General features: G+C 74.5%; 23 protein-coding genes and 1 pseudogene. 7 read left to right on the plus strand and 17 right to left on the minus strand.

The annotated features are described in order from the left end of the window. Window positions 1–25: 25 nt before the first annotated feature. From AB0424_RS00370 to AB0424_RS00380, 3 genes are all read right to left on the minus strand, one after another. Complete coding sequence (locus tag AB0424_RS00370; protein ID WP_366301007.1) at window positions 26–1,411, minus strand: SWIM zinc finger family protein; 1,386 nt, start codon at window positions 1,409–1,411, stop codon at window positions 26–28. Between the two features lie 126 nt (window positions 1,412–1,537). After that, window positions 1,538–3,142, minus strand: a complete 1,605-nt coding sequence (locus AB0424_RS00375) for an alkaline phosphatase D family protein (protein WP_366301008.1) — start codon at window positions 3,140–3,142, stop codon at window positions 1,538–1,540. A gap of 481 nt (window positions 3,143–3,623) precedes the next feature. Next, entirely contained in the window at window positions 3,624–5,030 is a 1,407-nt protein-coding gene (locus tag AB0424_RS00380) for a PLP-dependent aminotransferase family protein (protein WP_366301009.1), read from the minus strand. 150 nt (window positions 5,031–5,180) lie between these two features. On the opposite strand from AB0424_RS00380, the pseudogene AB0424_RS00385 reads away from it, so the two are divergent. Next, a pseudogene (locus AB0424_RS00385) lies at window positions 5,181–5,585 on the plus strand (EamA family transporter); the annotation flags it as partial. Between the two features lie 480 nt (window positions 5,586–6,065). Here the strand turns inward: AB0424_RS00385 and AB0424_RS00390 are convergent. Continuing rightward, on the minus strand, window positions 6,066–6,896 hold the full coding sequence (locus AB0424_RS00390; RefSeq protein ID WP_366301010.1) for an alpha/beta fold hydrolase: 831 nt from the start codon (window positions 6,894–6,896) through the stop codon (window positions 6,066–6,068). Between the two features lie 139 nt (window positions 6,897–7,035). On the opposite strand from AB0424_RS00390, the gene AB0424_RS00395 reads away from it, so the two are divergent. Next, window positions 7,036–7,932: an RNA polymerase sigma-70 factor gene (locus AB0424_RS00395; RefSeq protein ID WP_366301011.1), complete on the plus strand. Its 897-nt coding sequence runs from the start codon at window positions 7,036–7,038 to the stop codon at window positions 7,930–7,932. Between the two features lie 243 nt (window positions 7,933–8,175). Beyond that, window positions 8,176–8,916, plus strand: coding sequence for a GntR family transcriptional regulator (locus AB0424_RS00400; protein WP_366301012.1), 741 nt, complete (start codon window positions 8,176–8,178; stop codon window positions 8,914–8,916). 281 nt (window positions 8,917–9,197) lie between these two features. Here the strand turns inward: AB0424_RS00400 and AB0424_RS00405 are convergent, their stop codons facing one another. Further along, window positions 9,198–10,355, minus strand: a complete 1,158-nt coding sequence (locus tag AB0424_RS00405) for an ROK family transcriptional regulator (protein WP_366301013.1) — start codon at window positions 10,353–10,355, stop codon at window positions 9,198–9,200. 140 nt (window positions 10,356–10,495) lie between these two features. On the opposite strand from AB0424_RS00405, the gene AB0424_RS00410 reads away from it, so the two are divergent. Beyond that, complete coding sequence (locus AB0424_RS00410; RefSeq protein ID WP_366301015.1) at window positions 10,496–10,945, plus strand: hypothetical protein; 450 nt, start codon at window positions 10,496–10,498, stop codon at window positions 10,943–10,945. Here AB0424_RS00410 and AB0424_RS00415 read toward each other — a convergent pair. The 4 genes from AB0424_RS00415 to AB0424_RS00430 form a co-directional block, all read right to left on the minus strand. Next, complete coding sequence (locus AB0424_RS00415) at window positions 10,936–11,058, minus strand: hypothetical protein (protein ID WP_366301016.1); 123 nt, start codon at window positions 11,056–11,058, stop codon at window positions 10,936–10,938. The two genes, AB0424_RS00410 and AB0424_RS00415, sit on opposite strands and share 10 nt — an antisense overlap. 23 nt (window positions 11,059–11,081) lie before the next feature. Further along, window positions 11,082–11,579: a G/U mismatch-specific DNA glycosylase gene (gene mug / locus AB0424_RS00420; protein ID WP_366301018.1), complete on the minus strand. Its 498-nt coding sequence runs from the start codon at window positions 11,577–11,579 to the stop codon at window positions 11,082–11,084. A 62-nt stretch (window positions 11,580–11,641) separates the two neighbouring features. After that, window positions 11,642–13,084 (minus strand): adenylosuccinate lyase, encoded by a 1,443-nt coding sequence (gene purB, locus AB0424_RS00425; RefSeq protein ID WP_366301019.1) that lies wholly within the window; start codon window positions 13,082–13,084, stop codon window positions 11,642–11,644. Window positions 13,085–13,157: 73 nt separating this feature from the next. Next, complete coding sequence (locus tag AB0424_RS00430; RefSeq protein ID WP_366301021.1) at window positions 13,158–13,967, minus strand: SGNH/GDSL hydrolase family protein; 810 nt, start codon at window positions 13,965–13,967, stop codon at window positions 13,158–13,160. Between the two features lie 64 nt (window positions 13,968–14,031). Between AB0424_RS00430 and AB0424_RS00435 the strand changes: the two genes are divergently transcribed. Further along, window positions 14,032–15,168 carry a maleylpyruvate isomerase N-terminal domain-containing protein gene (locus AB0424_RS00435; RefSeq protein WP_366301022.1) on the plus strand — a complete coding sequence of 379 codons (1,137 nt, stop codon included), beginning with the start codon at window positions 14,032–14,034 and terminating at the stop codon, window positions 15,166–15,168. 55 nt (window positions 15,169–15,223) lie between these two features. Here the strand turns inward: AB0424_RS00435 and AB0424_RS00440 are convergent, their stop codons facing one another. From AB0424_RS00440 to bioB, 8 genes are all read right to left on the minus strand, one after another. Continuing rightward, a complete protein-coding gene (locus AB0424_RS00440; protein WP_366301024.1) occupies window positions 15,224–16,243 on the minus strand; it encodes a hemolysin family protein in 1,020 nt (339 codons plus the stop codon). Then, window positions 16,240–17,592: a hemolysin family protein gene (locus AB0424_RS00445; protein WP_366301025.1), complete on the minus strand. Its 1,353-nt coding sequence runs from the start codon at window positions 17,590–17,592 to the stop codon at window positions 16,240–16,242. Before AB0424_RS00445 ends, AB0424_RS00440 begins: the two co-directional genes overlap by 4 nt. A 314-nt stretch (window positions 17,593–17,906) precedes the next feature. Further along, window positions 17,907–18,332: a GNAT family N-acetyltransferase gene (locus AB0424_RS00450; RefSeq protein ID WP_366301027.1), complete on the minus strand. Its 426-nt coding sequence runs from the start codon at window positions 18,330–18,332 to the stop codon at window positions 17,907–17,909. A gap of 138 nt (window positions 18,333–18,470) precedes the next feature. Further along, window positions 18,471–19,061: a class I SAM-dependent methyltransferase gene (locus AB0424_RS00455; protein WP_366301028.1), complete on the minus strand. Its 591-nt coding sequence runs from the start codon at window positions 19,059–19,061 to the stop codon at window positions 18,471–18,473. Between the two features lie 82 nt (window positions 19,062–19,143). Beyond that, window positions 19,144–19,488 (minus strand): VOC family protein, encoded by a 345-nt coding sequence (locus tag AB0424_RS00460; protein ID WP_366301029.1) that lies wholly within the window; start codon window positions 19,486–19,488, stop codon window positions 19,144–19,146. A 43-nt stretch (window positions 19,489–19,531) separates the two neighbouring features. Next, window positions 19,532–20,248 (minus strand): dethiobiotin synthase, encoded by a 717-nt coding sequence (bioD, locus tag AB0424_RS00465; RefSeq protein WP_366301031.1) that lies wholly within the window; start codon window positions 20,246–20,248, stop codon window positions 19,532–19,534. Window positions 20,249–20,298: 50 nt separating this feature from the next. Beyond that, window positions 20,299–21,579, minus strand: a complete 1,281-nt coding sequence (locus AB0424_RS00470) for an adenosylmethionine--8-amino-7-oxononanoate transaminase (RefSeq protein WP_366301032.1) — start codon at window positions 21,577–21,579, stop codon at window positions 20,299–20,301. Further along, a complete protein-coding gene (gene bioB / locus AB0424_RS00475) occupies window positions 21,572–22,840 on the minus strand; it encodes a biotin synthase BioB (protein WP_366301033.1) in 1,269 nt (422 codons plus the stop codon). The genes AB0424_RS00470 and bioB overlap by 8 nt, the downstream gene beginning before the upstream one ends. A 143-nt stretch (window positions 22,841–22,983) precedes the next feature. On the opposite strand from bioB, the gene AB0424_RS00480 reads away from it, so the two are divergent. Continuing rightward, entirely contained in the window at window positions 22,984–24,162 is a 1,179-nt protein-coding gene (locus AB0424_RS00480) for an 8-amino-7-oxononanoate synthase (protein ID WP_366301034.1), read from the plus strand. A gap of 212 nt (window positions 24,163–24,374) precedes the next feature. After that, window positions 24,375–24,812 carry an ATP-binding protein gene (locus AB0424_RS00485; RefSeq protein WP_366301035.1) on the plus strand — a complete coding sequence of 146 codons (438 nt, stop codon included), beginning with the start codon at window positions 24,375–24,377 and terminating at the stop codon, window positions 24,810–24,812. Window positions 24,813–24,842: the final 30 nt, after the last annotated feature.

The raw sequence follows: 24,842 nt of genomic DNA on the forward strand, positions 1-24,842 counted from the left end.
CCCGGTACTCCCGCCCCGCGCTCCGTCATCGCACCGCTTCCCGCGCCGCCGTCCCCGCGGCCGTCGCGCCCCGCCGGACCATCCGGACCGCGAGCGCGTGCTTGCAGGGCCCGCGCCGCCCCTGATGGTCGGACCACCAGCGGCAGGTGCAGCTCAGGACACCGTCCGCGTGACGGACCCGGTGGAGCCGGTCGCCCGAGGCGACCGTCGCCAGGTCGCCGTCGAGTGCCACCGCGTCGTCCGCGACCAGCCTCCGGGCCTCCAGCAGGCGCGGGTTGTGCCGCTCCGCGCGGTCCGCGTCATAGGGCAGCTCGCGGTGGAACCAGGCCGCTTCGGCCGCGTCGTACCCCACCCGGCCCGCCGTCCCGAGCCGCGTCAGTGCCGCGCGGACCCGGTCGACGGTGAGGCCCGCCCGCGCCGCCAGATCCGCCGGGTCGATCCGGGGCTCCCAGGCCAGCAGCACGGCGACCAGCTCCGCGTCCCCGGCCGCCTCCTCCGTCGCGAGTGCCTCCAGGACCCCGCCCTCGCCGGAGAAGCCCCGCGCGGGGTCGGGCGACAGCGTCAGGGTGAGCCGCATGCCGGGCAGGGTCACTTCCCAGGCGCTCGCAGCGGCCGCACCGTCCGGCACCTGCCCGTACACCCGCAGTCCCGTCGCGTGCCGAAGGACCCGCTCCAGGGCGGCCAGCCGGTGCGGCCCCGCCAGGCACACCGCGTCCGGGCCGGGCCGCGTCGTGGGGCGCAGGGACCGGCCCGACGGAACCAGCCACACCGGGCCGCGTCCCCGGCCCTGCGCGCGCGGCAGGGACCGCAGGAAGCGGACGGCCTCCGGCCCGGGCAGCTCGGCACGCGGGTCGAAGCGGGCCGAGGCGACCTGCGCCTCGGCGAAACCCCGCAGCCAGCGGTCCGGCAGCGGTACCTTCTTCTCCACCACCGCCCCCGCGAGGGTGGTCACCGCCATCTCCTCGGGGCCGACCCGCAGGTACAGCGGATCGTCCCCCGTCATCCGCGACAGCGCCTCGCGCAGCGGGTCGTTCACGTCGACGTTCGTGGTGCCGTGCCCCGTCGCCGCCCCGCCGAGCCCCTCGCCCAGCACGTCCAGGCGCGCGTACACCCCGCCGCAGCCCGAGAACGACTCGAACCGCAGCCGGTCGCCGCTCCCCGTCACCACCGGGTCCAGCGAGCCCGGACCCGTCCTCTGGTGGTAGCGCGCCGCCGCCACGTCGGCGACCGCGAGCAGCCCCCGTGCGGCCGCCTGCGGCGCGGCCAGGAACCCCGCGAAGAACCGCGGGCGGGCCTCGGCACCCCGGGGGGTGAGGCCCCCCGAGGTCTCCAGGCCGAGCCGCCGCCCGGAGCCCGAGGACTCCAGCACGGAAGGGCGTGCGTAGGCGAGCGCCTGTACGGATCGCGTCATGGGAACGACGGTAGGGCCCGCCACTGACACTCACCCGGGACGGACCTCCGCACTGCCGCCGACCAGGAGTTCCGCACTGCCGACAGCACCCGAGGGCAGGTGCCCGACGTGCGTCCGGGGATGCCTCTACTGCCCCACGAGCCCCGGACGCAGCACCTTGCCGAACAGCACGGTGCCGCCCTCGGCCCGCAGCCGAACCGTCAGCTCGCCGCTGTGGCCGTCGATGTCGACCTCGCCGAAGTACTGCGGGCTCTCCATCGGCGACACGTTCGCCCGCTCCGGCGCCCGGACGAACACACGGTCCGGACCGAACGTCCCGTCCAGCGCGTTCGCGGGGAACCCGCCCGCGGCCAGCGGCCCGGACACGAACTCCCAGAAGGGCGCGAAGTCCTGGAACGCCGCGCGCTCCGGCGCGTAGTGCTGCGCCGAGGTGTAGTGCACGTCCGCCGTCAGCCACACGGTGCCGGTGATCCGGCGGTGCTTCACGAACCGCAGCAGCTCCGCGATCTGGAGCTCGCGGCCCAGCGGCGCGCCCGGGTCGCCCTGCGCGACCGCCTCGAAGTCCGTCGCGCCGTCCGGCACGACCAGACCCAGCGGCATGTCGGCGGCCAGCACCTTCCACACCGCGGTCGACGCGGACAGCTCCCGCTTCAGCCATGCCAGTTGCCCGGCCCCGAGGATGCCGGTGGAGTCGTCGGCCTGGCGGCCGGGGGAGTTGGCGTTCCGGTACGAGCGCATGTCCAGGACGAACACGTCGAGCAGCGGCCCGTACCGCACCACCCGGTGCATCCGGCCCCCGCTCCCTGCCCCGTGCCCGCCCTCGCGCGCGTGGAGGGTGGACACCGGCGTGTACTCGCCGAAGGCGCGCAGCGCCCGCGCGGCGAGGACGTCCACGTCCTTCTCCGTGTAGCGCGCGTCGTCCAGGATCTGCCCCGGGTACCAGTTGTTCCGCACCTCGTGGTCGTCCCACTGCACCACCGACGGCACCTGCGCGTGGAAGGCGCGCACGTGGTGGTCGAGCAGGTTGTACCGGAAGTTGCCCCGGTACTCGTCGAGCGTCTCGGCGACCTTCGCCTTCTCGGGAGTCGTGACGTTCCGCCAGATCCGCCCGTCCGGCAGCGTCACGCTCGGTTGGATCACCCCGTCCGCGTAGATCGAGTCACCGCTGCACAGGAAGAAGTCCGGATCGAGCCGCCGCATCTCCTCGTACGCGCGGAACCCTCCGATGTCCGGGTTGATGCCCCATCCCTGGCCCGCGATGTCCCCCGACCACAGGAACCGCACCCCGTCGCGCCGCCGCTCCGGCGCCGTGCGGAAGCTGCCGAGCACCGGCTCGGACGTACGGCGGGGGTCATCCGGATCCGCCAGCGTCACCCGGTAGTGGACCCGCTCCCCGGCCGGCAGACCCCGCAGGGCCGTCGTGCCGGTGAAGTCCGTCCCCGCCCCGACCAGCGGCCCCTGATGCCTCCTCACCCGCCGGAACGACTCCGTCGCCGACGTCTCCACCACCACGCGCGCCGGCCGGTCCGACCTCACCCACACCAGCCCCGAGGACGCCGTGACATCCCCCGTCTGCACCCCCCACCCCGCCCTCGGCCTCCCCGACAGCGCGAACGCCGGCGCCACCGCCGACCCCGCACCCCCCACCGCCAGCGCGGCCGACACGGCCAACGACCCCCTCAACAAACCCCGTCGCCCAGGCGACGGCACATCAGGCACGGCGTGCGACATGAACGGCCTCCGACATCGAATCCCTGCGGTCATAGTGCGCCGCCCCATCCCTAACGACCCGGAACGGCGCCCACACGAACCCCACATGAACACCACCCCGGCCGTCGCCGGCCCGCCCCCGTTGTGGGCTTTCGTCCCTCTGGGGCGGCGCCCCCCCTCACGGTCGATCCGGGTCCCCCCCCCGTTGTGGGCAACTGTTCCGCTGGGGCGGAACGGGTGGGCACAACGGAACGGCGCCCCTTGCCGGGCCCAGGCTTCCGCGCCCGGGCCCGCACCCCGTGCGCGTGGCACTACGAGTGCGGGCCAGGGCACAAGGGGCGGGGGCGCGGCCGAGCGCGCCGTCCCGTGTGCCCACCCGTCCCGCCCGGCGGGACGATTGCCCACACGGCGGGGGGCCCTGACGCCTGGCCGCCCAAGTCAGGCCAGACACCGGCCTACACGGCGAGGGGCCCGGCCGCGTGCCCGCTTCGGACCCGCGGCGTCACCGCGTCGCCGCCTCCGCCGCCGCCCGTACCCCCCTCTCGATCGCCGAGGGCGAGAGATGGGCGTAACCGATGACGAGCCGCACGTCGCCGTCGGCGGGCCGGGCGGTGCCGTAGTCGTCGAGGCTGCGGAGGGCGACGCCGGCGTGGGCGGCGCGGGTGAGGAAGCGGGGTGGGGGGCCGAAGCGGGCGGGGACGCGGGCGATGACGTGGAGGCCGGCGGCGATGCCGCTGACCCGGGTGCCGGGGAGGTGGCGGTCGAGGGCGGCGAGGAGGGCGTCGCGGCGCTCGCGGTAGGCGCGTTGGCAGCGGCGCAGCTGGCGGTCGTAGCCGCCGCGGGTGACGAACTCCGCGAGGACGGCCTGGTCGAGGACGGGGTTGCCGAGGTCCATCGTGCGCTTGCGTTCGACGACGTCGCCGAGCAGCTCGGCCGGGACGAGCATCCAGCCCAGCCGCAGGCCAGGGGCGAGCGACTTGCTGACCGAGCCGGTGTAGACGACCCGCTCGGGGTCGAGGCCCTGGAGGGCGCCGACGGGGGCGCGGTCGTAGCGGAAGTCGCCGTCGTAGTCGTCCTCCAGGACGTAGCCGTCGACGGCCCTGGCCCAGTCGAGGAGGGCGGCGCGTCGTCCGGCGGACCAGCTGATGCCGGACGGGAACTGGTGGGAGGGGGTCACGACGACCGCGCGCACCCCGGAGGTGGCCAGGGGCCCGGGGACCAGCCCTTCGTCGTCCAGCGGAAGCCAGACGGTGTCCATGCCGGTCGAGGCGAACAGCCGCCCGTGTTCGGGGCTGCCGGGGTCCTCGATGCCGATCTCGCGCAGGCCGCGAGAGCGGAGGACGAAGCCCAGCAGGGTCGACGCCTGCGCCACGCCCGAACAGACCACGAGCCGCTCGGGGTCGGCGACCACGCCCCGTCGCCGTGCCAGCATGCCGGCCAGTGCCTCGCGGAGTTCGGGGAGTCCGCGGGGGTCGGGGTAGCCGAGGGACGGGTGGGGCAGCCGTGCCAGGACGGACCGCTGGGCGGCTCCCCACGCGGCCCTCGGGAACATCGACAGGTCCGGGGTGCCCGGGTGGAAGTCGACGTGGACGCCCGAGGCGCCCGGCGCCAGGTCGTGGACACCGCGCACGGCCGCTCTGGCCGCGCCGCTCACCCAGGTGCCCGCGCCCCGGTCGCTGCGCAGGTACCCCTCGGCGGTGAGCTGCTCGTACGCCTCGGTGACCAGGCCGCGCGACACGCCCAGGTCGGTGGCGAGCTCGCGGGTCGACGGCAGGCGGGTCCCGGCCGCGAGCCGCCCCGAACGCACCGCCTCGCGCAACGCCTCCTGAAGGGCGCGACCGCGCCGCCGCGCCGGGGCGCCGGCGGCCGGGAGCAGCAGCTCCCAGGCCGCCTTTCCGTGGCTCGTCATCAGGTGGGCCCTCCCTCGGTCTCCGCGCCGGACCCCCGTGCGTCCCGGCGCGGTTCCATGATTCGGCATCCGCGGTTGCCGAAGTGGTCCCCGATGGCGTCGTCGAAGTGGACCTTAACGGGGGCCGGGCCGGTTTCTAGCGTCGGAGGCATGAACGCGAACTCCCTGCGAGGGGTCCTGCTGGTGACCCTCGCCTATGCCCTGGTCGGTGCCTCGTTCACCGCGAACAGTCTGCTCGGCGACTACCCGTACGCGGGTGGGCAGGCGTTGCGGTACGGGGCGGCCTGTCTGCTGCTGCTTCCGCTGCTCGGGCGCGGAGGACTGGCGCCGCTGCGGCAGTTGACCGTCCGTCACTGGCTGCGGCTGGGGGCGCTGGCGGGGGTCGGGATGGTGGGTTTCAATCTGGCGGTGCTGGCCGCGGAGCGGACGGCGGAGCCGGCCGTGCCCGGGGTGCTGGTCGGCTGCGCTCCGGTCGTGGTCGCGGTGCTGGTGCCGTTGACTGAGGGCCGGAGGCCCGCGCCGGCCGTGTTGTACGGGGCGCTGCTGGTGGCGGCCGGGGCGTTCACCGTGCAGGGCTGGGGGAGGACGGACGGCGCGGGCATCGGCTGGTCGGTGGCGGCGCTCGCGGGTGAGGTGGGGTTCACGGTGCTCGCGGTGCCGGTGTTGAGGCTGTTGGGGCCGAAGCTGCTGACGGCCGCCGTCTGCGGGGTGGGTGCGGTGGAGGCGGCGCTCGTGGGCCTGGTGGTGGACGGGGCGGGCTTCGTCCGGGTGCCGACGGCGGTCGAGACGGGGGCCCTGGTGTGGCAGGCGGCGCTGGCGACGGTGGTCGGGTTCGTCCTCTTCTACATGGGGGTGCAGCGGGTCGGCATGGAGAGGGCCACTCTCTATACGGGTGCGATCCCGGTCGCTGCCGCGCTGAGCGCCGCGCTGGTCGGGCACGCCGTGTTCGGGCTTCCGCAGGCGGCCGGGAGCCTGCTGGTGGGGGCCGGTGCCGCGCTGGGCACCGGCCTGTTCAGCCGTCGGTCCCGCGCGGGGTCAGCGGCTGCCGTCGAGGATCACGCGCGCGACGAGGGCCGGGTCGTCGTTCATGGGCACGTGGCCGCAGCCGGGCAGCCGGACGAGGCGCGCGCCGGGCAGGGTGTGCTTGGCGCGGACGCCCTGGCGGCGCAGGAGCAGCCGGTCGCGGGTGCCCCAGGCGATGGTGACGGGGACGGAGGGGACGTCGTCGCGGAAGAGTACGTCGCGGCCCGAGGCCAGGGTCTGGTGGAAGCCGGTGGCCCCGCGCAGCGCGAGCGTCTCGGCGACGACGGCCTCGGGTGAACGGCGGCCGGGCTTCGCGTAGATGGTGCTGGTGAGCGCGGTGCGCCCGGCGGCGGTGCGGGAGAGGCGTTCGATCACCGGCACGGGCAGCGAGCGGGCGGCGCCGCGCATGGCGCGCAGCGTCCCGAAGGCGTAGCGCCGCTCGCCCTCGGACCAGAAGCCGGCGGGGGAGAGGGCGGTGACCGAGCGGACGCGCTTCTCGCGGCCGAGCTCCAGGGCGAGCAGCCCGCCGAGCGAGTTCCCGGCCACGTGCGGGCGCTCGGCTCCGACGGCCTCGCAGAAGGCGCCGAGCACGGGGACGACGGTGGACAGACCGTACGGCGAGCCGTCCGGGAGGGCGTCGGAGGCGCCGAAGCCGGGGAGGTCGACGGCGATCACGTCGCGCTCGGCGGCCAGCACGTCGAGGACGGGCTCCCACGCCTGCCAGTGGTGGCCGATGCCGTGGAGCAGCAGCAGGGGTTCCCCCGCCCCCCTCCGCTCGTACGTCATCGACGTCGTACGGGGACCCGTGGGGGTCTCGATCGTGAACGCGATCCGTGCGGGCATACCGGCTCCCTGTCCTGAACACCTGGCGTGCGACGTCTCTTGGACGGCTTGTCAGCAAGAGCATTACCGCTCGGTAGCCAGGAGTTCAAGACCACGTCCGAAACTGGACAGGAGGGTGCCCTTGGGCTGGGATGGGCGGGTGTCCACCCACACTCCGACCGACTCCCTGACCGATCTCTTCGAGGAGCACCGGCCGATGCTCCTCGGCGTCGCCTACCGGATGCTCGGCCGCACGGCCGACGCCGAGGACGTCGTCCAGGAGGCATGGCTGCGCTGGACCGCCCAGGAGCGGGCCGACGTCCGTGAACCGCGCGCCTTCCTCGTACGGATCACCACCCGGCTCGCCGTCGACCGGCTCCGGCACGTCCAGAGCCGCCGCGAGTCCTACGTCGGCCCCTGGCTGCCCGAACCCGTCGTCACCGACTTCGGCCCGGCCGCCCCCGACACCGCCGAGCGCGCCCTGCTCGCCGACTCCGTCTCGCTCGCCGTCCTCGTCGTCCTCGAAGCCCTCTCGCCCCTGGAGCGGGCCGTCTTCGTCCTCCGCGAGGCGTTCGGCTTCCCGTACGGGGAGATCGCTACCGCCCTCGACCGCTCCGAGGCGGCCGTGCGCCAGCTGGCCGGCCGGGCCCGCCGTCACGTCGACGAGGGCAGGCCCCGCTACGACGTCGACCCGGCCGAGCGGCGCGACCTCACCGAACGCTTCCTCGCCGCCGCGGGCGGCGGCGACCTCGGCGAGCTCCTCGCCCTGCTCGCCCCCGACGTGCGCCTCGTCGGCGACAGCGGCGGGAAGTCCAAGGCGCCGCTTCGGGTCATGGACGGCGCCGACAAGGTGGGCCGCTTCCTGTTCGCGGTGGCCGACGGGGCCGGGGTCCCGTACGACTTCCGCTTCGCCGAGCTCAACGGCGGGCCGGCGCTGGTCGCGCTCGTCGACGGACGGCCCGACTCCGTCTTCCAGGTCGAGGTCCGCGACGGGCGCATCCAGTGCCTCTACATCCTGCGCAACCCCGACAAGTTCCAGGGCCTCGCCGGCCTCTGATCGCACCGTCCCACGCCCCGTCCCCCGGCCCGGGGGACGGGGCTCTGTGCTGCGCGGGCCTCACGGGGGCGCGAACGTCCTGTGAACGATCTAGGTCAGAGGGTCACATTCGGGGGCGTTCGGCGGAGGATTGGTCTTGACCAAGGGGGTGGCTCGCCTTATGGTCGCAGAGTTAGTGCAGGAACCTTTAATAAACAAGGGCGCGGAAACGCCGCGGGACACGGCGAATTGCGGAGGATCAGGGTGGGGACCACGCAGCTGGCATCGGTACCGGAACCGAAGTACCAGCACCTCAAGACAGTGATCGGCGAAGCGCTCGACTCGGACTTCGCGGTCGGGGAGATCCTCCCCAACGAGCGCGAGCTCGCGGCACGCTTCGGCGTCGCCCGTGCCACGCTCCGGCAGGCCCTGGAGCAGCTGGAGCTGGAAGGCCGGCTCCAGCGCCGCCGCGGCGTCGGCACCACGGTCGCCCCGCCGCGCGTCGGCGTGGACGTCTCCACCACCCAGCACGCCTGGCCCGGCGTCGGCGACGACGTCTGGCAGTCCCTGGACTCCGCCGCCGACGTGGCCCCGGCCACCGTCGCGCGCGTCCTGGAGACGGGCGCCGAGGAGCGCGTGCACGTCGTGCGCCGCCTCCGCATCTCCCAGGGCCAGCCGGTCGCCGCCGAGCTCCTCTACGTGCCCACGGCCTCCGTTCCCGGTCTCACCGCGATCGACATGCCCGCCGGGCCGGCCCGCGCCCGCGCGGTCCTGCGCGAACTCCAGCACCTCGCCCTCGACGGCCAGGACCGCGCCGTGGAGCTCGGCTCCGCCCGCGCCGACGACGCCAAGGAGCTCGACCGGCTGCCCGGCGCCCCGGTCCTCGTCGTCACGACCCGCTACCTCTCCGGAGGGCGTACCGCCGCCGTCTCCGTGGCCACCTACCGCGCCGACACCTGCCGCCTCACCTTCGGCGACTCCGGCGACCTGGTCATGGCCTCGTAACACCCGCGGCGGCACCGCCGTCCACGCAGCGCGGCCCACGGCCCGTCGCCGGGAGCATGCTTCCCAGCGGCGGGCCGTCACCGTGCCGTCGCCGGGGACATGCTTCCTAGGGCCTGTCGTCACATTCCCCTCTGCCCCGCGACGCATGGCACGCGCTCTCGCCGCACCGGGCGAAAGCGCGAGTACGCCCCGTACGAGCACTTCCACCCGGCACACCGAGAGCACGCACCAGACGCCGCAGGGCCGCCCTTCGGGCAACGAGGGGAATTTGACGACAGGCCCTAGCGGCGGGCCGTCACCGTGCCGTCGACGGCGAAGAGCTGCTCCTCGACGTGGTCGAGGGCGAGCCGGAGGGCACCGGTGCCGACGGCGGCCTCGCCGAGCAGGGACAGCACCACCCGCGGCGGGCGCAGACAGAAGCGGGCCAGCTCCTCGCGGAGCGGCGGGAGGACGCCGTCGAGACCGGCCGCCCAGCCCCCGACCACGACCAGTTCGGGGTCGATGGCCAGGACCAGTGCCGCCACGTCGTGCACGAGCCGCTGGATGAAGCGCTCGACCGCCGCCTCCGCGCGCGCGTCGCCCTTGCGGGCCAGCGCGAACACCTCGGCGACCGCCTGCTCGTCCAGCGGGTGCAGCGGCTCGTCGGTGGTCGACAGCAGGTGCTCGGGGGTGACCCCGCGGCCCAGCAGGTGCAGGGCGCCGATCTCGCCGGCCGCCCCGCCGTACCCGCGGTGCAGCCGGCCGCCGATCAGCGAGCCGGCGCCCGGACTCAGCCCGGCGAGCACGAAGACGATGTCGTCCGAGTCGGTCGCCGCGCCCTTCCAGTGCTCGGCGACGGCGGCCGCGTTCGCGTCGTTCTCGACGATCACCGGGCAGCGGAAGGAGCGCCGCAGCCGCTCGCCGAGCGCGAGGCCCGTCCAGCCCGGCAGAGCCGTGCCCAGGCGCACCGTGCCGTCGGCCTCCACGATGCCGGGGGTGCCGACACCGACGGCCCGCAGGTTGGACCGGGCGACCCCGGCCCTGCGCAGCACGTCGGCCACGACCGTCCGCACCTTGTCCAGACGCTCGTCCTCCGGCGCCGTCTCCGACACCTCGCGGGACCCGGCGCCGATGATCCGGCCGTCCAGACCCGAGAGCAGCGCGGCCACCCGGTGCGGGCCGATCTCGATGCCGAGCAGATGACCCGCCTCCGCACGGAAGCGGAACCTCCGCGCCGGACGGCCCTGCCGCCGCGCCTCGCCCTCCTCGGGCGCCGACTCGACGACGAGTCCGCCTTCCATGAGACCCTCGACGACCCCCTCGACCGTGGGCCGTGACAGCCCCGTGATCCGGGTCAGGTCCGTGAGCGTGGGCGCGTCGGCGCCGCGCAGCGCATGGAGTACCACCGCGGAGTTGATCCGCCGCAGCAGAGACGGATCCCCGCCGGTCAGCCGCCCCACAGTGTGTCCTCCCAGCTCGTGCACCTCTTCGGCGGATGGTACTCAATGGGCCGGTTCCCGGCGAGCGCCGCCCCCGGCCCGGACCCTCCCGGGCTCCTGACGCGACGCCAACTGTCAGTGCCGAGGGCTTTACTGGCTCCATGGCGACCACCGCGCACCACCTGGCGACGATCGATTTACTCAGGGCCCGCGGCTTCGACGGGAGTCCGGGCTTCCACGTGGCCGAACTGGCGACCAGCGAGGACTTCTGGGAGGACGACGGGACGCGCCGGGAGGCCGTCGAGGACCAGTACGAAGCGGAACGGCAGGGGCTCGCCGTCCTCCTCGCCGCGCGGTGGGGCCCGCCTCTGCGCTTCCGCCTCTGGTCCGTCCTGGAGCGCTCGACCGAGGGCGAGGAGATGCCCGAGCCCTGGTCCACGCTCAGCTGCCACACTCCCGACCTCTACCTCTGGCGGGCCGACGGCGCCTGGGTCGGACTCGGCGTCTCGCAGTGGGACAGGGAACTCCCGTTCCAGCTCCTCGCCGTGGTCACGACGGTCGACCCGCCGGCGGAGCCGTCCCCGGACCCGCGCGGACGGCCTCAGGCGTAGCCCATGATCACCGGATGCCGGTGGGAGACGTCCCGCACGCCCGCCCGCGAGCGGTAGAAGGTCCAGGAGAGTCCCGGGGCCCTCCTCCAGCGGCCGGAAGGTCCGGTAGTCACCCCATTCCGCGGGCGCTCCTTCGCTACGGGCCGGGCACCTCGGCGGCCTCCCGGAGACGGGCGTACTCCTCGGCCATCGTCGCCGCGGTCCAGTGCGCGTTGAGGCCGCTCGGGTTGGGCAGCGCCCAGACCCGGGTGGATCCGATCATGCGCCGCTGCGGCCCGATCGCGGCCTTCGGCTCGCCGAACGCCGTGCGGTACGCGGTGACGCCGACGACCGCCAGCCACCGGGGCGCGAGCCGCTCCACCTTCGAGGAGAGGATCCGCCCGCCCTCGACGTACTCCTCACGGCTCAGCTCGTCGGCCCGGGCGGTCGCCCGCGCCACGACGTTCGTGATCCCGAGGCCGTACGCCAGGAGCTCGTCCTGCTCGTCCGGCCGCAGCTGCCGCGGGGTGAAGCCCGACAGGTGCAGCACCGGCCAGAAGCGGTTGCCCGGCCGCGCGAAGTGGTGGCCCGTCGCCGCCGTCATCAGACCCGGGTTGATCCCGCAGAAGAGAACGGAAAGGCCGCCCGCGGCCACGTCGGGGACGACGCGGTCGCGGGCGGCCTCCAGCTCCTGCTGGGTGAACCGGGGGGTCCGGGTCAGAGGATCGCCCCGGGGGCGTAGGCGGCGGCCTCCGGGTGCTGCTTGAGGATCTCCTCGATCCGCGCGACCACGGCCGCGACCTGGTCGGCGGCCGCGCCCGTGAAGGACAGCTTGTCCGCCATCAGCTCGTCGAGCTGCGCGCGGTCGAGCGGGATCCGCTCGTCGGCGGCCAGCTTGTCGAGGAGCTCGTTGCGCTCGGCGCCCTGCTCGCGCATGGCCAGGGCGGAGGCGACGGCGTTCTCCTTGATGGCCTCGTGGGCGACCTCGCGGCCCACGCCGGCGCGGACGGCGCCCATGAGGACCTTGGTGGTCGCGAGGAACGGCAGGTACCGGTCGAGCTCGCGGGAGACGACGGCCGGGAAGGCGCCGAACTCGTCGAGCACGGTCAGGAAGGTCTCCAGCAGACCGTCCAGCGCGAAGAAGGCGTCCGGCAGCGCGACCCGGCGGACCACGGAGCAGGACACGTCGCCCTCGTTCCACTGGTCGCCGGCCAGCTCGCCGGTCATCGACGCGTAGCCGCGCAGGATGACCATGAGGCCGTTCACGCGCTCGCAGGAGCGGGTGTTCATCTTGTGCGGCATCGCCGAGGAGCCGACCTGGCCGGGCTTGAAGCCCTCGGTGACCAGCTCGTGGCCCGCCATGAGGCGGATCGTCTTGGCGATCGACGACGGGGCCGCGGCCAGCTGCACCAGCGAGGTCACGACGTCGTAGTCGAGCGAGCGCGGGTAGACCTGGCCGACCGAGGTGAAGGCGTGCGCGAAGCCGAGGTGACCGGCGATGCGCCGCTCCAGGTCGGCCAGCTTGTCGGCGTCGCCGCCGAGCAGGTCCAGCATGTCCTGCGCGGTGCCGACCGGGCCCTTGATGCCGCGCAGCGGGTAGCGGCCGAGCAGCTCCTCCAGGCGCGCGTACGCCACGAGCAGCTCGTCCGCGGCCGTCGCGAAGCGCTTGCCGAGGGTGGTCGCCTGGGCGGCGACGTTGTGCGAGCGGCCGGCCATGACCAGCTCCGCGTACTCGGCGGACAGCTTGCCGAGGCGGGCCAGGACGGCGACCGTACGGTCCCGCATCAGCTCCAGGGAGAGCCGGATCTGCAGCTGCTCGACGTTCTCGGTGAGGTCGCGCGAGGTCATGCCCTTGTGGACGTGCTCGTGGCCGGCGAGGGCGTTGAACTCCTCGATCCGGGCCTTCACGTCGTGGCGGGTGACCTTCTCGCGCTCGGCGATGGAGCCGAGGTCGACCTGGTCGAGAACGCGCTCGTAGTCGGCGAGGGCGGCGTCCGGGACCTCGATCCCCAGGTCCTTCTGCGCGCGGAGCACGGCGAGCCACAGCCGGCGCTCCAGCTTCACCTTCTGCTCGGGGGACCAGAGGACGGCGAGCTCCGCGGAGGCGTAGCGGCCGGCCAGAACGTTGGGGATGCGGGGCTTCGCAGTCTCAGCAGTCACGTGGAGAGAGTCTACTGGCGGTTTCTGCAGGCCAGCGCCACGGTCCGATGTGGAGCTTGCTACGAGACGCAGCTCACGCGCGCGGGGGCCCGGCGTCCGTCACGGGGGCGGCCTGGGACGCGTACGGCAGCAGGTCGGGGCGCTTGGGCGCCCGGCCGTCACCGGAGGACCGGCCGGTCAGCCGGCGTCCGATCCACGGACCGAGGTGCTCCCTGGCGAACCGCGCGTCCGCCAGCCGGCGGCTCGCCCAGCCCGGTTGCGCCGACGGCGGCAATGGGGTCCGCCAGTCCTCCTCCGGCGTCAGACCGAGGCTCTGCCACACGGCCTCGGCCACCCGCCGGTGGCCCTCGCCGGTCAGGTGGAGCCGGTCCACGTCCCACATCCGGGGATCGCCGAGGGAAGGGGCGCCGTACAGGTCGACGACGAGCGCGCCGTGCCGGTCGGCGAGCCCGTCGACGTGGGCGAACAGCTCCTCCATCCGGGGCCGGAAGCGCTCCATGACCGGCCCGTTGCGACCGGGGCTGCGCATGAGGACCAGCTGCCCGCAGGCCGGTGTGAGGCGTTCCACTGCCTCGGTGAGGAGGTCCCGCACGCGCACCATGTCGACCTTGGGCCGCAGGGTGTCGTTGAGTCCGCCGACGAGGGTCACCACATCGGCCTTCATCGTTGCGGCCAGGCCGACTTGCTCCTCGACGATCTGCCCGATGAGCTTCCCGCGCACGGCGAGATTGGCGTAGCGGAAGTCGTCCGAGCGGGCGGCCAGCCGGCCCGCGAGGACGTCGGCCCACCCCCCGTAGGAGCCGTCGGGCTTCAGGTCCGACATACCCTCGGTGAAACTGTCGCCGAGGGCGACGAGACTGTTGTACGTGGCATTGATCTCCATGACGGAGCGATCATACCGTGCGGTATGCACGGGATGCCGTTGGAGACCCGGGAGGGGAAACCCGATGAGCGAGACGCTGTCGGCCACGCTGGCCGATGCCCTGGCAGAACTGGTGGCGGCGGTCGAGACCTGCGGAGACGGGGGCGTCGACCCCGGTACGGCGACGACCTGGCTGGAGTCCACGGCCCGCACCCTCTCCGCGCTCCCGCCGGCCGACCGCCGCACCCTCGACGGCCTCGTCCGCCGGGCCGCGCTCCGCCGCCCCGAAGGCCCCCGCCGCGACGCGCTGCTCCGCGTCCCGGCCCGTATCGGCGCCACCCAGGCCCCCGGTCCCGCCGGGCCGGCCACCGCCCTGACGGCCTCGGTCGTCACGGAAGCCCCCGCGACCGGTACCGGCGTGCCCGGCCCCGACGGGCCCCTCGGCCACGCCACCACACCCGCCGCCCACGTCGCCGTGTGCGACGCCGTCGCCGCGCGCGTGCGGCGCTTCGCCGCCGTCGTGGCGGACGCCGACCCGGCGACGCCGGTCCCCACCTGTCCCGGCTGGACCCTCGCGGACCTCACCCGGCACCTGGGAGCCGTGCACCGCTGGACCGACCGGCTCGTCCGCACCCGGGCCACGGTCCGCGTCCACGTCGCGGACGTCCCGCTCGACCTGCCGGCGGACCCCGCCGCGTACGCCGGATGGCTCACCGACGGCGCCGAACGGGTCCTCGCGACCCTGCGCGCCACCGACCCGGACCTCCCGGTCTGGTCCCCGGGTGCCGACCCGCACGCCCGGACCTACCCGCGGCGCCTGCTCGACGAGGCGGTCGTCCACCTCGCCGACGCCGAGATCGCGCTCGGCGGCGCCGCCGCACCGCTCGACCCCACCACGGCCGAGGACGCGATCGACCGGTTCCTCGCCGACGCCCCCTACATTCCCTGGATCGCCGAGCCCGTCGCCCACCTGGACCGGGAGGGCGCCGTCCTGCGCCTCACCGCCCGCGACAGCGGCGCCGTGCGGACCCTGACGCTCGGCGGCGGCGGGTTCACCTGGACCCGGGGGAGCGGGGCCGCCGCGCCGACCGCCGCGGTCGAGGCGGACGCCGGGGAGCTGCTGCTGCTCCTGCACCGGCGGTACGCGGCCGACGACCCGCGCTTCACGCACTCCGGCGACCGGGACCTGCTCGACGACTGGCTCGCCGCCACCGCGCTCTGACACGCCCGAGGGGCCCCGGGATCGATCCCGGGGCCCCTCGTCGTCAGCGGTTCGGTCACGGCGCCGCGGGGCGCCCCACCAGCTCGCGCAGCACGTCCTCCATCGTCACGAGGCCGGCCGGCTTGCCGTCCTCGTCGAGCACGGCCGCCAGGTGCGTCCGGCTGCGGCGCATCGCCGTCAGGACGTCGTCCAGCGGCGTGGCGGCCCGGACCCGGGCGATCGGCCGCAGGGCCGACACCGGGAACGGGACGTCCCGCGGGGAGACGTCCAGCGCGTCCTTGACGTGCAGGTAGCCGAGGATCTGCCGCTCGGGGTCGACCACGGGGAAGCGTGAGAAGCCCGTCCGCGCGGCCAGCGCCTCCAGCTCCTCGGCCGTGGTGCCGACCCGTGCGTACACGACCTTCGCCGCCGGCATCACGACGTCCCGGACGGGACGGCGGCCCAGCTCCAGGGCGTCGTGCAGCCGCTCGGCGGCGCGGTCGTCGAGGAGACCCGCATGGCCCGCGTCGGTGACCAGCCTGGCCAGCTCGTCGTCCGAGAACGTCGCCGCCACCTCGTCCTTGACCTCCACGCGCATCAGCTTGAGCAGCGTGTTGGCGAACGCGTTGATCGTGAAGATCACCGGGCGCAGCGCCCGTGCGAGCGTCACCAGCGGCGGGCCGAGCAGCAGCGCGGAGCGCGTCGGCTCGGCGAGCGCGATGTTCTTCGGGACCATCTCGCCGAGCAGCATGTGCAGGTACGTCGCGACCGACAGGGCGATCACGAACGAGATCGGGTGCACCAGGCCGTGCGGGACGCCGAGCGTGTCGAAGACCGGCTCGAGCAGGTGCGCGATGGCCGGCTCGGCGACGATGCCGAGCACCAGGGTGCAGAGCGTGATGCCGAGCTGCGCGGCGGCGAGCATCGCGGAGACGTGCTCCAGGCCCCAGATGACGCTGCGCGCCCGCCGGTCCCCGTTCTCGGCCAGCGGCTCGATCTGACTGCGGCGGACCGAGATCAGGGCGAACTCGGCGCCGACGAAGAAGGCGTTGACGACCAGCGTGAGCAGACCGATCAACAGCTGGACGGCGATCATCGGCGGGCCTCCCCGGTCTCGTCCCCGGTCTCGTCGGCCGGGTCGTGGGCGGGCGCGTGCATCAGCACGCGCGCGGCGCGGCGGCCCGAGGCGTCGACGACGTCGAGTCGCCAGCCGGCCAGCTCCACGGTGTCGCCGACCGCCGGGATGCGGCCCAGCTCGGTGGCGAGGACGCCCGCGAGGGTCTCGTACGGTCCGTCCGGCAGGCGGAGGCCGATCGCCTCCACCTGGTCCGTACGGGCGGCGCCGTCCGCGGACCAGAGCTCGCGCCCGTCCGCGTCCTCGCCCGCCCGCGCCAGGTCCGGGGTCTCGTGCGGGTCGTGCTCGTCGCGGACCTCGCCGACGACCTCCTCGACGATGTCCTCCAGGGTGACGACGCCGGCCGTGCCGCCGTACTCGTCGATGACCACGGCCATCGTCTGCTTGCCCGAGAGCCGGTCGAGGAGGCGGTCCACCGTCAGGGTCTCGGGGACCAGCAGCGGCTCGCGCAGCATCTCGCCGATGCGGCGGCGCGGCCGTTCGGCGGCCGGTATGGCGAGCACGTCCTTGATGTGGGCGATGCCGACGACCGAGTCGAGGCTGCCGCGGTAGACCGGGAAGCGGGACAGGCCCGTCGCGCGGGTCGCGTTCGCCACGTCCTCGGCGGTGGCCTGCACCTCCAGGGCGGTGACCTGGACGCGGGGCGTCATCACGTTCTCGGCGGTCAGCTCGGCGAGGTTGAGGGTACGGACGAACAGCTCGGCCGTGTCCGCCTCCAGCGCGCCCTCCTTGGCGGAGTGCCGGGCCAGCGCCACCAGCTCCTGCGGGGAACGGGCGGAGGCCAGCTCCTCGGTCGGCTCCATGCCGAGACGGTGCAGGATGCGGTTGGCGGTGTTGTTGAGGTGACTGATCAGCGGCTTGAACGCGGCCGTGAAGACCCGCTGCGGGGTGGCGACCACCTTCGCGACCGCGAGGGGCGAGGAGATCGCCCAGTTCTTCGGGACCAGCTCGCCGACGACCATCAGGACGACGGTCGACAGCGCCGTGCCCAGGACGAGGGCCACCGAGGAGGCGACGGCGGGGGAGAGGCCGAGGGCCTCGACGGGACCGCGGATCAGCTTCGCGATCGACGGCTCGGCGAGCATGCCGACCACCAGGTTGGTGACGGTGATGCCCAGCTGGGCGCCGGAGAGCTGGAAGGTCAGCGACTTCACTGCCTTCAGGGCGCTGCCCGCCCCGCGTTCGCCGCGCTCCGCGGCGGCCTCGAGCTCGCCGCGCTCGACGGTCGTGAGCGAGAACTCGGCCGCGACGAAGGCACCGCACGCGAGGGAGAGGAGGAGCGCCAGGAGGAGCAGGAGCACTTCGGTCATCGGTTCACCTCCGTCCCATGATCAGTCAGCGGGAGAAGGATCGCTCGGTGTCGGCCGTCGAAGCCGGAGCTGTCGGAACCAGTGCTACTGGGAGGCTCGCCCATGGGCGGACGCTCACACCTTTCGGTCGTGGGGATGAGCCACCATGGTAAAGGACGGGCAAAGCGAGGAGGTGATCACCCCCGCGCGCAGACCCCGAGTGTGGTGGTGATCACCCGCGGGCGGAACCGGGACACGGTGTCCGTCACCTCCCCCGGGCCGTACCGGGCAAACCCGCGACGGCGAGGCGACCACCGCGCGCCCGCGGTCCGGACTCACCCCTTCAGCGGCTTCACCCAGCGGCGCCAGTGGTCCTCACGCCCGTACCCCGCGGCCGCCCACAGCCGCCGTCCCGTCTCGTTCGCCTCCAGGACCATGGCGTCCGCGCGGCGGCCGCCCAGCGCGACGAATCGCTCCTCCGCCGCCCGCAGCAGCGCGGTGGAGATCCCCCGCCTGCGGTGCGAGGGCAGGACGGCGAGCCGGTAGAGGGAGGCGCGCCAGCCGTCCCAGCCGGCGATCACCGACCCGACGATCCGTCCGTCGGCCAGGGCGAGGACCAGCGCCTCGGGGTCGCGCGCGACGAGCCGGGTCACCCCGTTCACGTCGTCCGAGATCGAGGTCCCCTCGGCCGACTCCTTCCAGAAGGTCAGGACGTCCTCGGCGTCGGCGGCGGTGGCGGCACGTATCTGAAGATCGCTCATGGCCGGATCCCACCACGGCCGACCCCGGCGCTGCCACGGAGTTCCGCGGGCCGGGACGGACGCCGTTCGCCCCCGAGGGGGCGTCCTGCCGATCGTGGGGGTTCGCGGCCTGATCCGGCCTGATCGACAAGACACCCCCTAGACCCGGGCGGTGCCCAGGAAGCAGGGCGAGGACGGCAGGCGCGGGCCGTTCTCCGGCAGGTCGAAGGAGCGGGACGACACGACGGTGAGGCCGGCCGCCCCGAGAGCGGCGATCGGGTCGCGGGAGGTGTGGCAGCCGCCGAAGAGCAGGGGCCAGACCGTGCGGTCGAGACCCCGCTGCACGCGCGCGAGGCCGGGCGAGTCCGCCGCCCCGTGCTCCAGGAAACGGAGCTCGCCGCCGGGGCGCACCACCCGGCGCACCTCCGCGAGGGCCGCGGGCACGCTGCGCACCGTGCACAGCACCAGCGAGACGACGGCCGCGTCGAAGGAGTCGTCCCCGGCCGGCAGGGCCTCCGCCGTCCCCGGCAGCACGGTCACCGGGACGGGCGCGCGGCGCGCGGCCTCCTCGGCGAGGCGCCGCAGGTGGTCCTCGGGCTCGACGGCGACGACCTCGGTGACACCGTCCGGGTAGTGCGCGAAGTTCAGGCCGTTCCCGGCGCCGATCTCCACCACCCGGCCGCCGAGCCCGGAGAGCAGCTCCGCGCGCAGGGCGCCGACGCCGCCGTGGACGTCCGCCGACACGCTCACGCGCGCGTAGAACCGTGCGAACAGGGGGTGATGGACGCGGGGCGCCCGGCCACCGGGCCGCGGCGAGGTCACCGTACGCCCCTCACCCGGTCACGAAGCAGAACTCGTTGCCCTCCGGGTCCCGCATGACCTGGAAGGAACCCTGCTCGTCGGTGACGAGCCCGCCGACCCTGACCGCGCCGGACACGAGCGCCTCGTCGGCGGCCCGCTCCGGGTCCTCGACCTCCAGGTCGAGATGGAGCCGGTTCTTCGCGGCCTTGCCCTCGGGCACCCGCTGGAAGGCGATCCGGACGAACTCCGGCGGGTCGACGTACGACCAGTCCTCGCTCCGGTCGACGGGTTCCCCGCCGAGCAGCCCGGACCAGAACCGGACGAGTGCCGCGGGACCGGCACAGTCGAAGACGATCTCCTGAACGTGAGCGCGCATGGCCCCAGCCTACGGATCGACCGTCGCCGGGGCCGTGCGGACGTCAGACCCCGACTGCCGCGGCGAACGCCTCCGCGTCCCAGCGGCCGCCGAGCGCCGGCGCCAGCCAGTCGCCGGCCGCCGCCCGGAACTCGGCCGGAGCGAGCGACCCCGAACCCTCCGGTACGGCCCCCAGCAGGGGCGCCTGCGCCGACCGGGGCAGGTCGGCGAGGTTGCAGCGCGCGGCGAGGTCGGGAGCGTCCGGCCAGCTGCCGACGACGACGCCCAACTGCTCGACGCCGCGCGCCCGCAGCGCCTCGCCCGTCAGGGCGGCGGTGTTGAGGGTTCCCAGGCCGGCCGGGACCACCACCAGGACCGGGGCGCCGAGGAGCGATGCCACGTCGGCGAGCGTGCCGCCCTCCTCGTCGAAGCGGACCAGGAGGCCGCCGGCGCCCTCCACGACCACCAGGTCGTGATCGGCGGCGAGCTTCCGGGCGGCCTCGGCGACCTCGGAGGGACCGACCGGGGCGAGGCCCGACCGCCGGGCGGCCGTGTCCGGGGCCAGCGGCTCCGGGAAGCGGGCCAGCTCGGCGGAGGTCACGGCCCCGGACAGCCGGACGACCTCGTCCGCGTCCCCCCGCTCGTCCGGGCCGACGCCCGTCTGCGCGGGCTTCAGGACGGCGACCGACCGTCCCGCCGCGGTCGCGACGGCGGCCACCGCCGCCGTGACGACGGTCTTGCCGATCTCCGTCCCCGTACCGCTGACGACGATGATTCCCACTGCTGCCCCGCTCCTTCCGTCCATCCTGATCGGTCTTCCGTGCGGGCCGGTCAGCCCGCCGCGGCCGCCGCGAGGACCGCCCCGCAGATCCTCGCCAGGTCCTCCTCGCCGGTCACGTACGGCGGCATCGTGTAGACGAGGTCCCGGAACGGGCGCAGCCACACGCCCTCCCGGACCGCCGCGCGCGTCGCCGCCTCCATGTCGACCGGGTGGTCGAGCTGCACGACGCCGATCGCGCCGAGCACCCGCACTTCCCGGACGCCCGGCAGGTCGGCCGCCGGAGCGAGGCCCGTCCGCAGCCCGGTCTCGATCCGCTTGACCTCGACCTCCCAGTCCTGGGAGAGCAGCAGGTCGAGCGAGGCGAGGGCCACGGCGGAGGCGAGCGGGTTGCCCATGAAGGTCGGCCCGTGCGCCAGGATCGGCACCTCGCCCTGCGAGATCCCGTCGGCGACGCGGCTCGTGCAGAGCGTCGCCGCCATCGACAGGTAGCCGCCGGTCATCGCCTTGCCCACGCACATCACGTCGGGGGAGACGCCCGCCTGGTCGGCGGCGAACAGGCGGCCCGTACGGCCGAACCCGGTCGCGATCTCGTCGAAGACGAGCAGGACGTCGTGTGCGTCGCACGCCTCGCGCAGCACCCGCAGGTACGCCGGGTCGTGGAACCGCATCCCGCCCGCGCCCTGCACCACCGGCTCCACCACCACGGCGGCCAGCTCGTGCGCGTGGCGCCCGATCTCGGCCCGCAGCAGCTCGGCGTACGACTCCTCGAAGGCGGCCGGCGGCGCGTCCACGAAGACCTGACGCTGGAGGACGCCGGTCCACAGCTCGTGCATCCCGCCCTGCGGGTCGCAGACCGACATCGGCTGCCAGGTGTCGCCGTGGTAGCCGCCGCGCCAGGTCAGCAGCCGCTGCTTCTCGGGGCGGCCGAGGGAGCGCCAGTGCTGCAGGCACATCTTGACCGCCACCTCGACGGAGACGGATCCCGAGTCGCTCAGGAAGACGTGCCGCAGCGGCTCGGGCGTGATCTCGACGAGCCGGGCCGCGAGCCGCACCGCGGGCTCGTGGGTGAGCCCGCCGAACATGACGTGGCTCATCCGGTCCAGCTGGCCGCGGATCGCCTCGTTGAGCACGGGGTGGTTGTAGCCGTGGATCGCCGACCACCACGACGACATGCCGTCGACCAACTCGTCCTGGCCCTCGGCCGGTTCGGCGAGCCGGAGGCGCACACCGGAGGCGGACGCGACGACCAGCGGTTCCGCGCGGCCCGGCATGGGGCCGTACGGGTGCCAGACGTGCGCCCGGTCCAGGGCGAGCAGTTCGTCGTTACGCATTCGGGGCCAGGTCGGTGCCGGCGCCCCGGCGGCGCACCGCCACCAGGTCGGGACGGGCGCCGTTCGCGGCGGCGTCCGCCTCGGCGGCGGGGGCCTGCGCCGGCTCCGCCGCGTGACCGCCGCAGGGACCGCAGCCGCCGCCGGCGTGTCCGCCGCAGCCCGCGTCGCCGTCGGCCGTCGCCTGCGTACCGCAGCCGCCGCCCCCCTCGGTCGCGCCGTGCGAGCCGCAGCCGCCGCCCGCCGCGGCGAGTGCGTCCGCGCGGTGGGCCGGCAGCGTCGTGGTGCCCGCGCCCTCCACCTCGAAACCGGCGTCCGCGATCATGTCGAGGTCGGCCTGGCCGGCCTGGCCCTCGCTGGTCAGGTAGTCGCCGAGGAAGATCGAGTTCGCGATGTTCAGCGCCAGGGGCTGCATCGAGCGCAGGTGCACCTCACGGCCGCCCGCGATCCGCACCTCGACGTCGGGGCAGACGAACCGGACCATCGCGAGGATCCGCAGACAGCGCTGCGGGGTGAGGTTCCACTCCTTGGCGAGTGGGGTCCCCTCGAACGGGATGAGGAAGTTGACCGGGACCGAGTCCGAGTCCAGCTCGCGCAGCGCGTAGACGACGTCGACCAGGTCCTCGTCGGTCTCGCCCATGCCCGCGATCAGACCCGAGCACGCCGACAGACCGGCGGCGTGCGCCTTCTGCACGGTGTCCACGCGGTCCGCGTACGTGTGGGTCTTGGTGATGCCCCCGTACGTCGCCTCGGACGTGTTCAGGTTGTGGTTGTACGCGTCGGCGCCGGCCTCGCGCAGCCGCTCCGCCTGGCCGTCCGAGAGCAGACCGAGGCAGGCGCACACCTCGACGCCCTCGTTCTGCTCCTTGATGGCCTCGATGGTCCTGCCGACGCGCTCCACGTCCCGGTCCGTCGGGCCGCGGCCGCTCGCCACCAGGCAGACCCGCTTGGCGCCGCCCGCGACGCCCGCGGCGGCGGCCTGCGACGCCTCGTCCGGCTTGAGCCAGGTGTACTTGAGGATCTCGGCCTTGGAGCCGAGGCGCTGCGAGCAGTACGAGCAGTCCTCGGGGCAGAGCCCGGACTTCAGGTTGACCAGATAGTTGAGCTTCACCCGTCGGCCGAACCACTGGCGGCGCACCTTGCCGGCCGCGGCCACCACATCGAGCAGTTCGTCGTCGGTCGTCGCCAGCACGGCGAGCGCTTCTTCACGGGTCGGCAGCTCGCGCCGCAGCCCCTTCTCCACCAGCGTGTTCAGCAGGTCCATAACCGCTGATCCTTGCCTACAGCCCACCCCCGGGCCAAGGAGGAACCGAACAAACGCCCCCGATCGGGGTGTGTGGATGACCACATCCCGACCTCGGCCTCCTCCGGCTAGTGTCTGTGCGCTGCCTACAAAAGGATCGCCGCATGCCACAGGCCGACGACGCGCGGGCCGCGGGCCCGCGCCGTACCGCGTTCGACTGGACCGACGCCGAGGCGCGCCGCCGGGCGGAAGCCGGTCTGGTCCGGACGCTGCGGCCCCGGGCGGCCGAGTCGGACCTCCTCGACCTGGCGGGCAACGACTACCTCGGGCTCACCCGCCGGCCGGAGGTCACCGAGGCGGCGGCCGAGGCGGCACGGCGCTGGGGCGCCGGCTCCACCGGCTCGCGCCTCGTCACCGGCACCACCCGGCTGCACGCCCGTCTGGAGCGCGAACTCGCCGACTTCTGCGGCTTCGAGGCAGCCCTCGTCTTCTCCTCCGGCTACACCGCCAACCTCGCCGTGCTCACCGCGCTCGGCGGCCGGGACTCCCTGATCGTCTCCGACGCCGCCAACCACGCCTCGATCGTCGACGGCTGCCGCCTCGCCCGCGCCGAGACCGCCGTCGTCCCGCACGCCGACCCCGAGGCCGTGCGCAAGACCCTGGACGCGCACCCCGGGCGCCGCGCCCTGGTCGTCAGCGACTCCGTCTTCTCCGTCGACGGCGACAAGGCGCCGCTGCCGGAACTGGCCGCGGCCTGCCGCGCGCACGGCGCCGGTCTGGTGGTGGACGACGCCCACGGCTTCGGCGTGCTCGGCGAAGGCGGCCGGGGAGCCCTGCACGAGGCCGGTCTGGCCGGCGACGAGGACGTCGTCGCGACCCTCACCCTGTCCAAGTCCCTGGGCAGCCAGGGCGGCGCCGTCCTCGGGCCCGCCCGGGTCGTCGAGCACCTGGTGAACGCAGCCCGCACCTTCATCTTCGACACCGGGCTCGCCCCCGCCGCCGCGGGCGGCGCGCTGGCCGCCCTGCGGGGGATCGCCGCGGAACCGGGCCTCGCCGAGCGGGCCCGGACCGTCGCGACCGTCCTGCACCGGCGGCTCACCGACGCCGGGCTGACCGCGGCCCGCCCCGACGCCGCCGTCGTCTCGGTCCGCGCCCCCTCCCCGGAGGCCGCGCTCGCCTGGGCCGCGGACTGCCGCGAGCAGGGCCTGGTCGTCGGCTGCTTCCGGCCGCCCTCGGTGCCCGACGGCATCTCGCGGCTGCGCCTGACGGCCCGGGCCGACCTGACCGACGCGCAGATCGAGTGCGCGGTGGAGACGATCCTGCGGACGGCGCCCGTCGGCTGAGTCGCCCGGCGCCGCCCGGACGGGGCGGCCGGATGCCCGCCGGCCGACGCGACGGCGGCCCAAGCGTGTGCGCGGGCCGCAGAGTTCACCGCTTCGGGCGACAGACAGGGACATATCTTGGTGGAACCCCGCCCGGGGCGGCACGATCGGTGGCACTCTGACGCGAAGTGCAATCCGGGACGATGTTCCCGGCGGGAAAGGGACAGCGTCGCATGGCAGATCACCAGGAAGCATCCGTCACGCTGCCGAGCGAGCCCGCCTCGGTCCCCACGGCCCGGCGGTACGTCGCGGACGTCCTCACCGGCTGGGGACTCGACGACACCGCGGACACCGCCGACGCGATCCGTCTGATCGTCTCGGAACTGGCCACCAACGCCGTCCTCCACACCTTCGGCCTGTCGCCGACGTTCACCGTCGACGTCCGTCTGGTGCGCGAGGAGGTCCTCCACATCGGGGTGACCGACAGCCACCCCCGCAGGCCCCGCCGTCTGCCGGCGGCGGTCCAGCAGGACAACGGCCGCGGCCTCGTCATCATCCGCTCGCTCGCGGCCGAGGCGGGCGGCCGGTTCTCCGTCACGCCGACCGACGACGGCGGCAAGACGGTCTGGATCACCCTCCCCTGGACGGCCGCCCCCGTACCGATCCGCTGACCCGCCCGCAGGGGCCGGCCGGCCGCCGGG

It is taken from the genome of Streptomyces sp. NPDC051180 (assembly GCF_040689545.1).
In the GTDB taxonomy this organism is placed as follows: domain Bacteria; phylum Actinomycetota; class Actinomycetes; order Streptomycetales; family Streptomycetaceae; genus Streptomyces.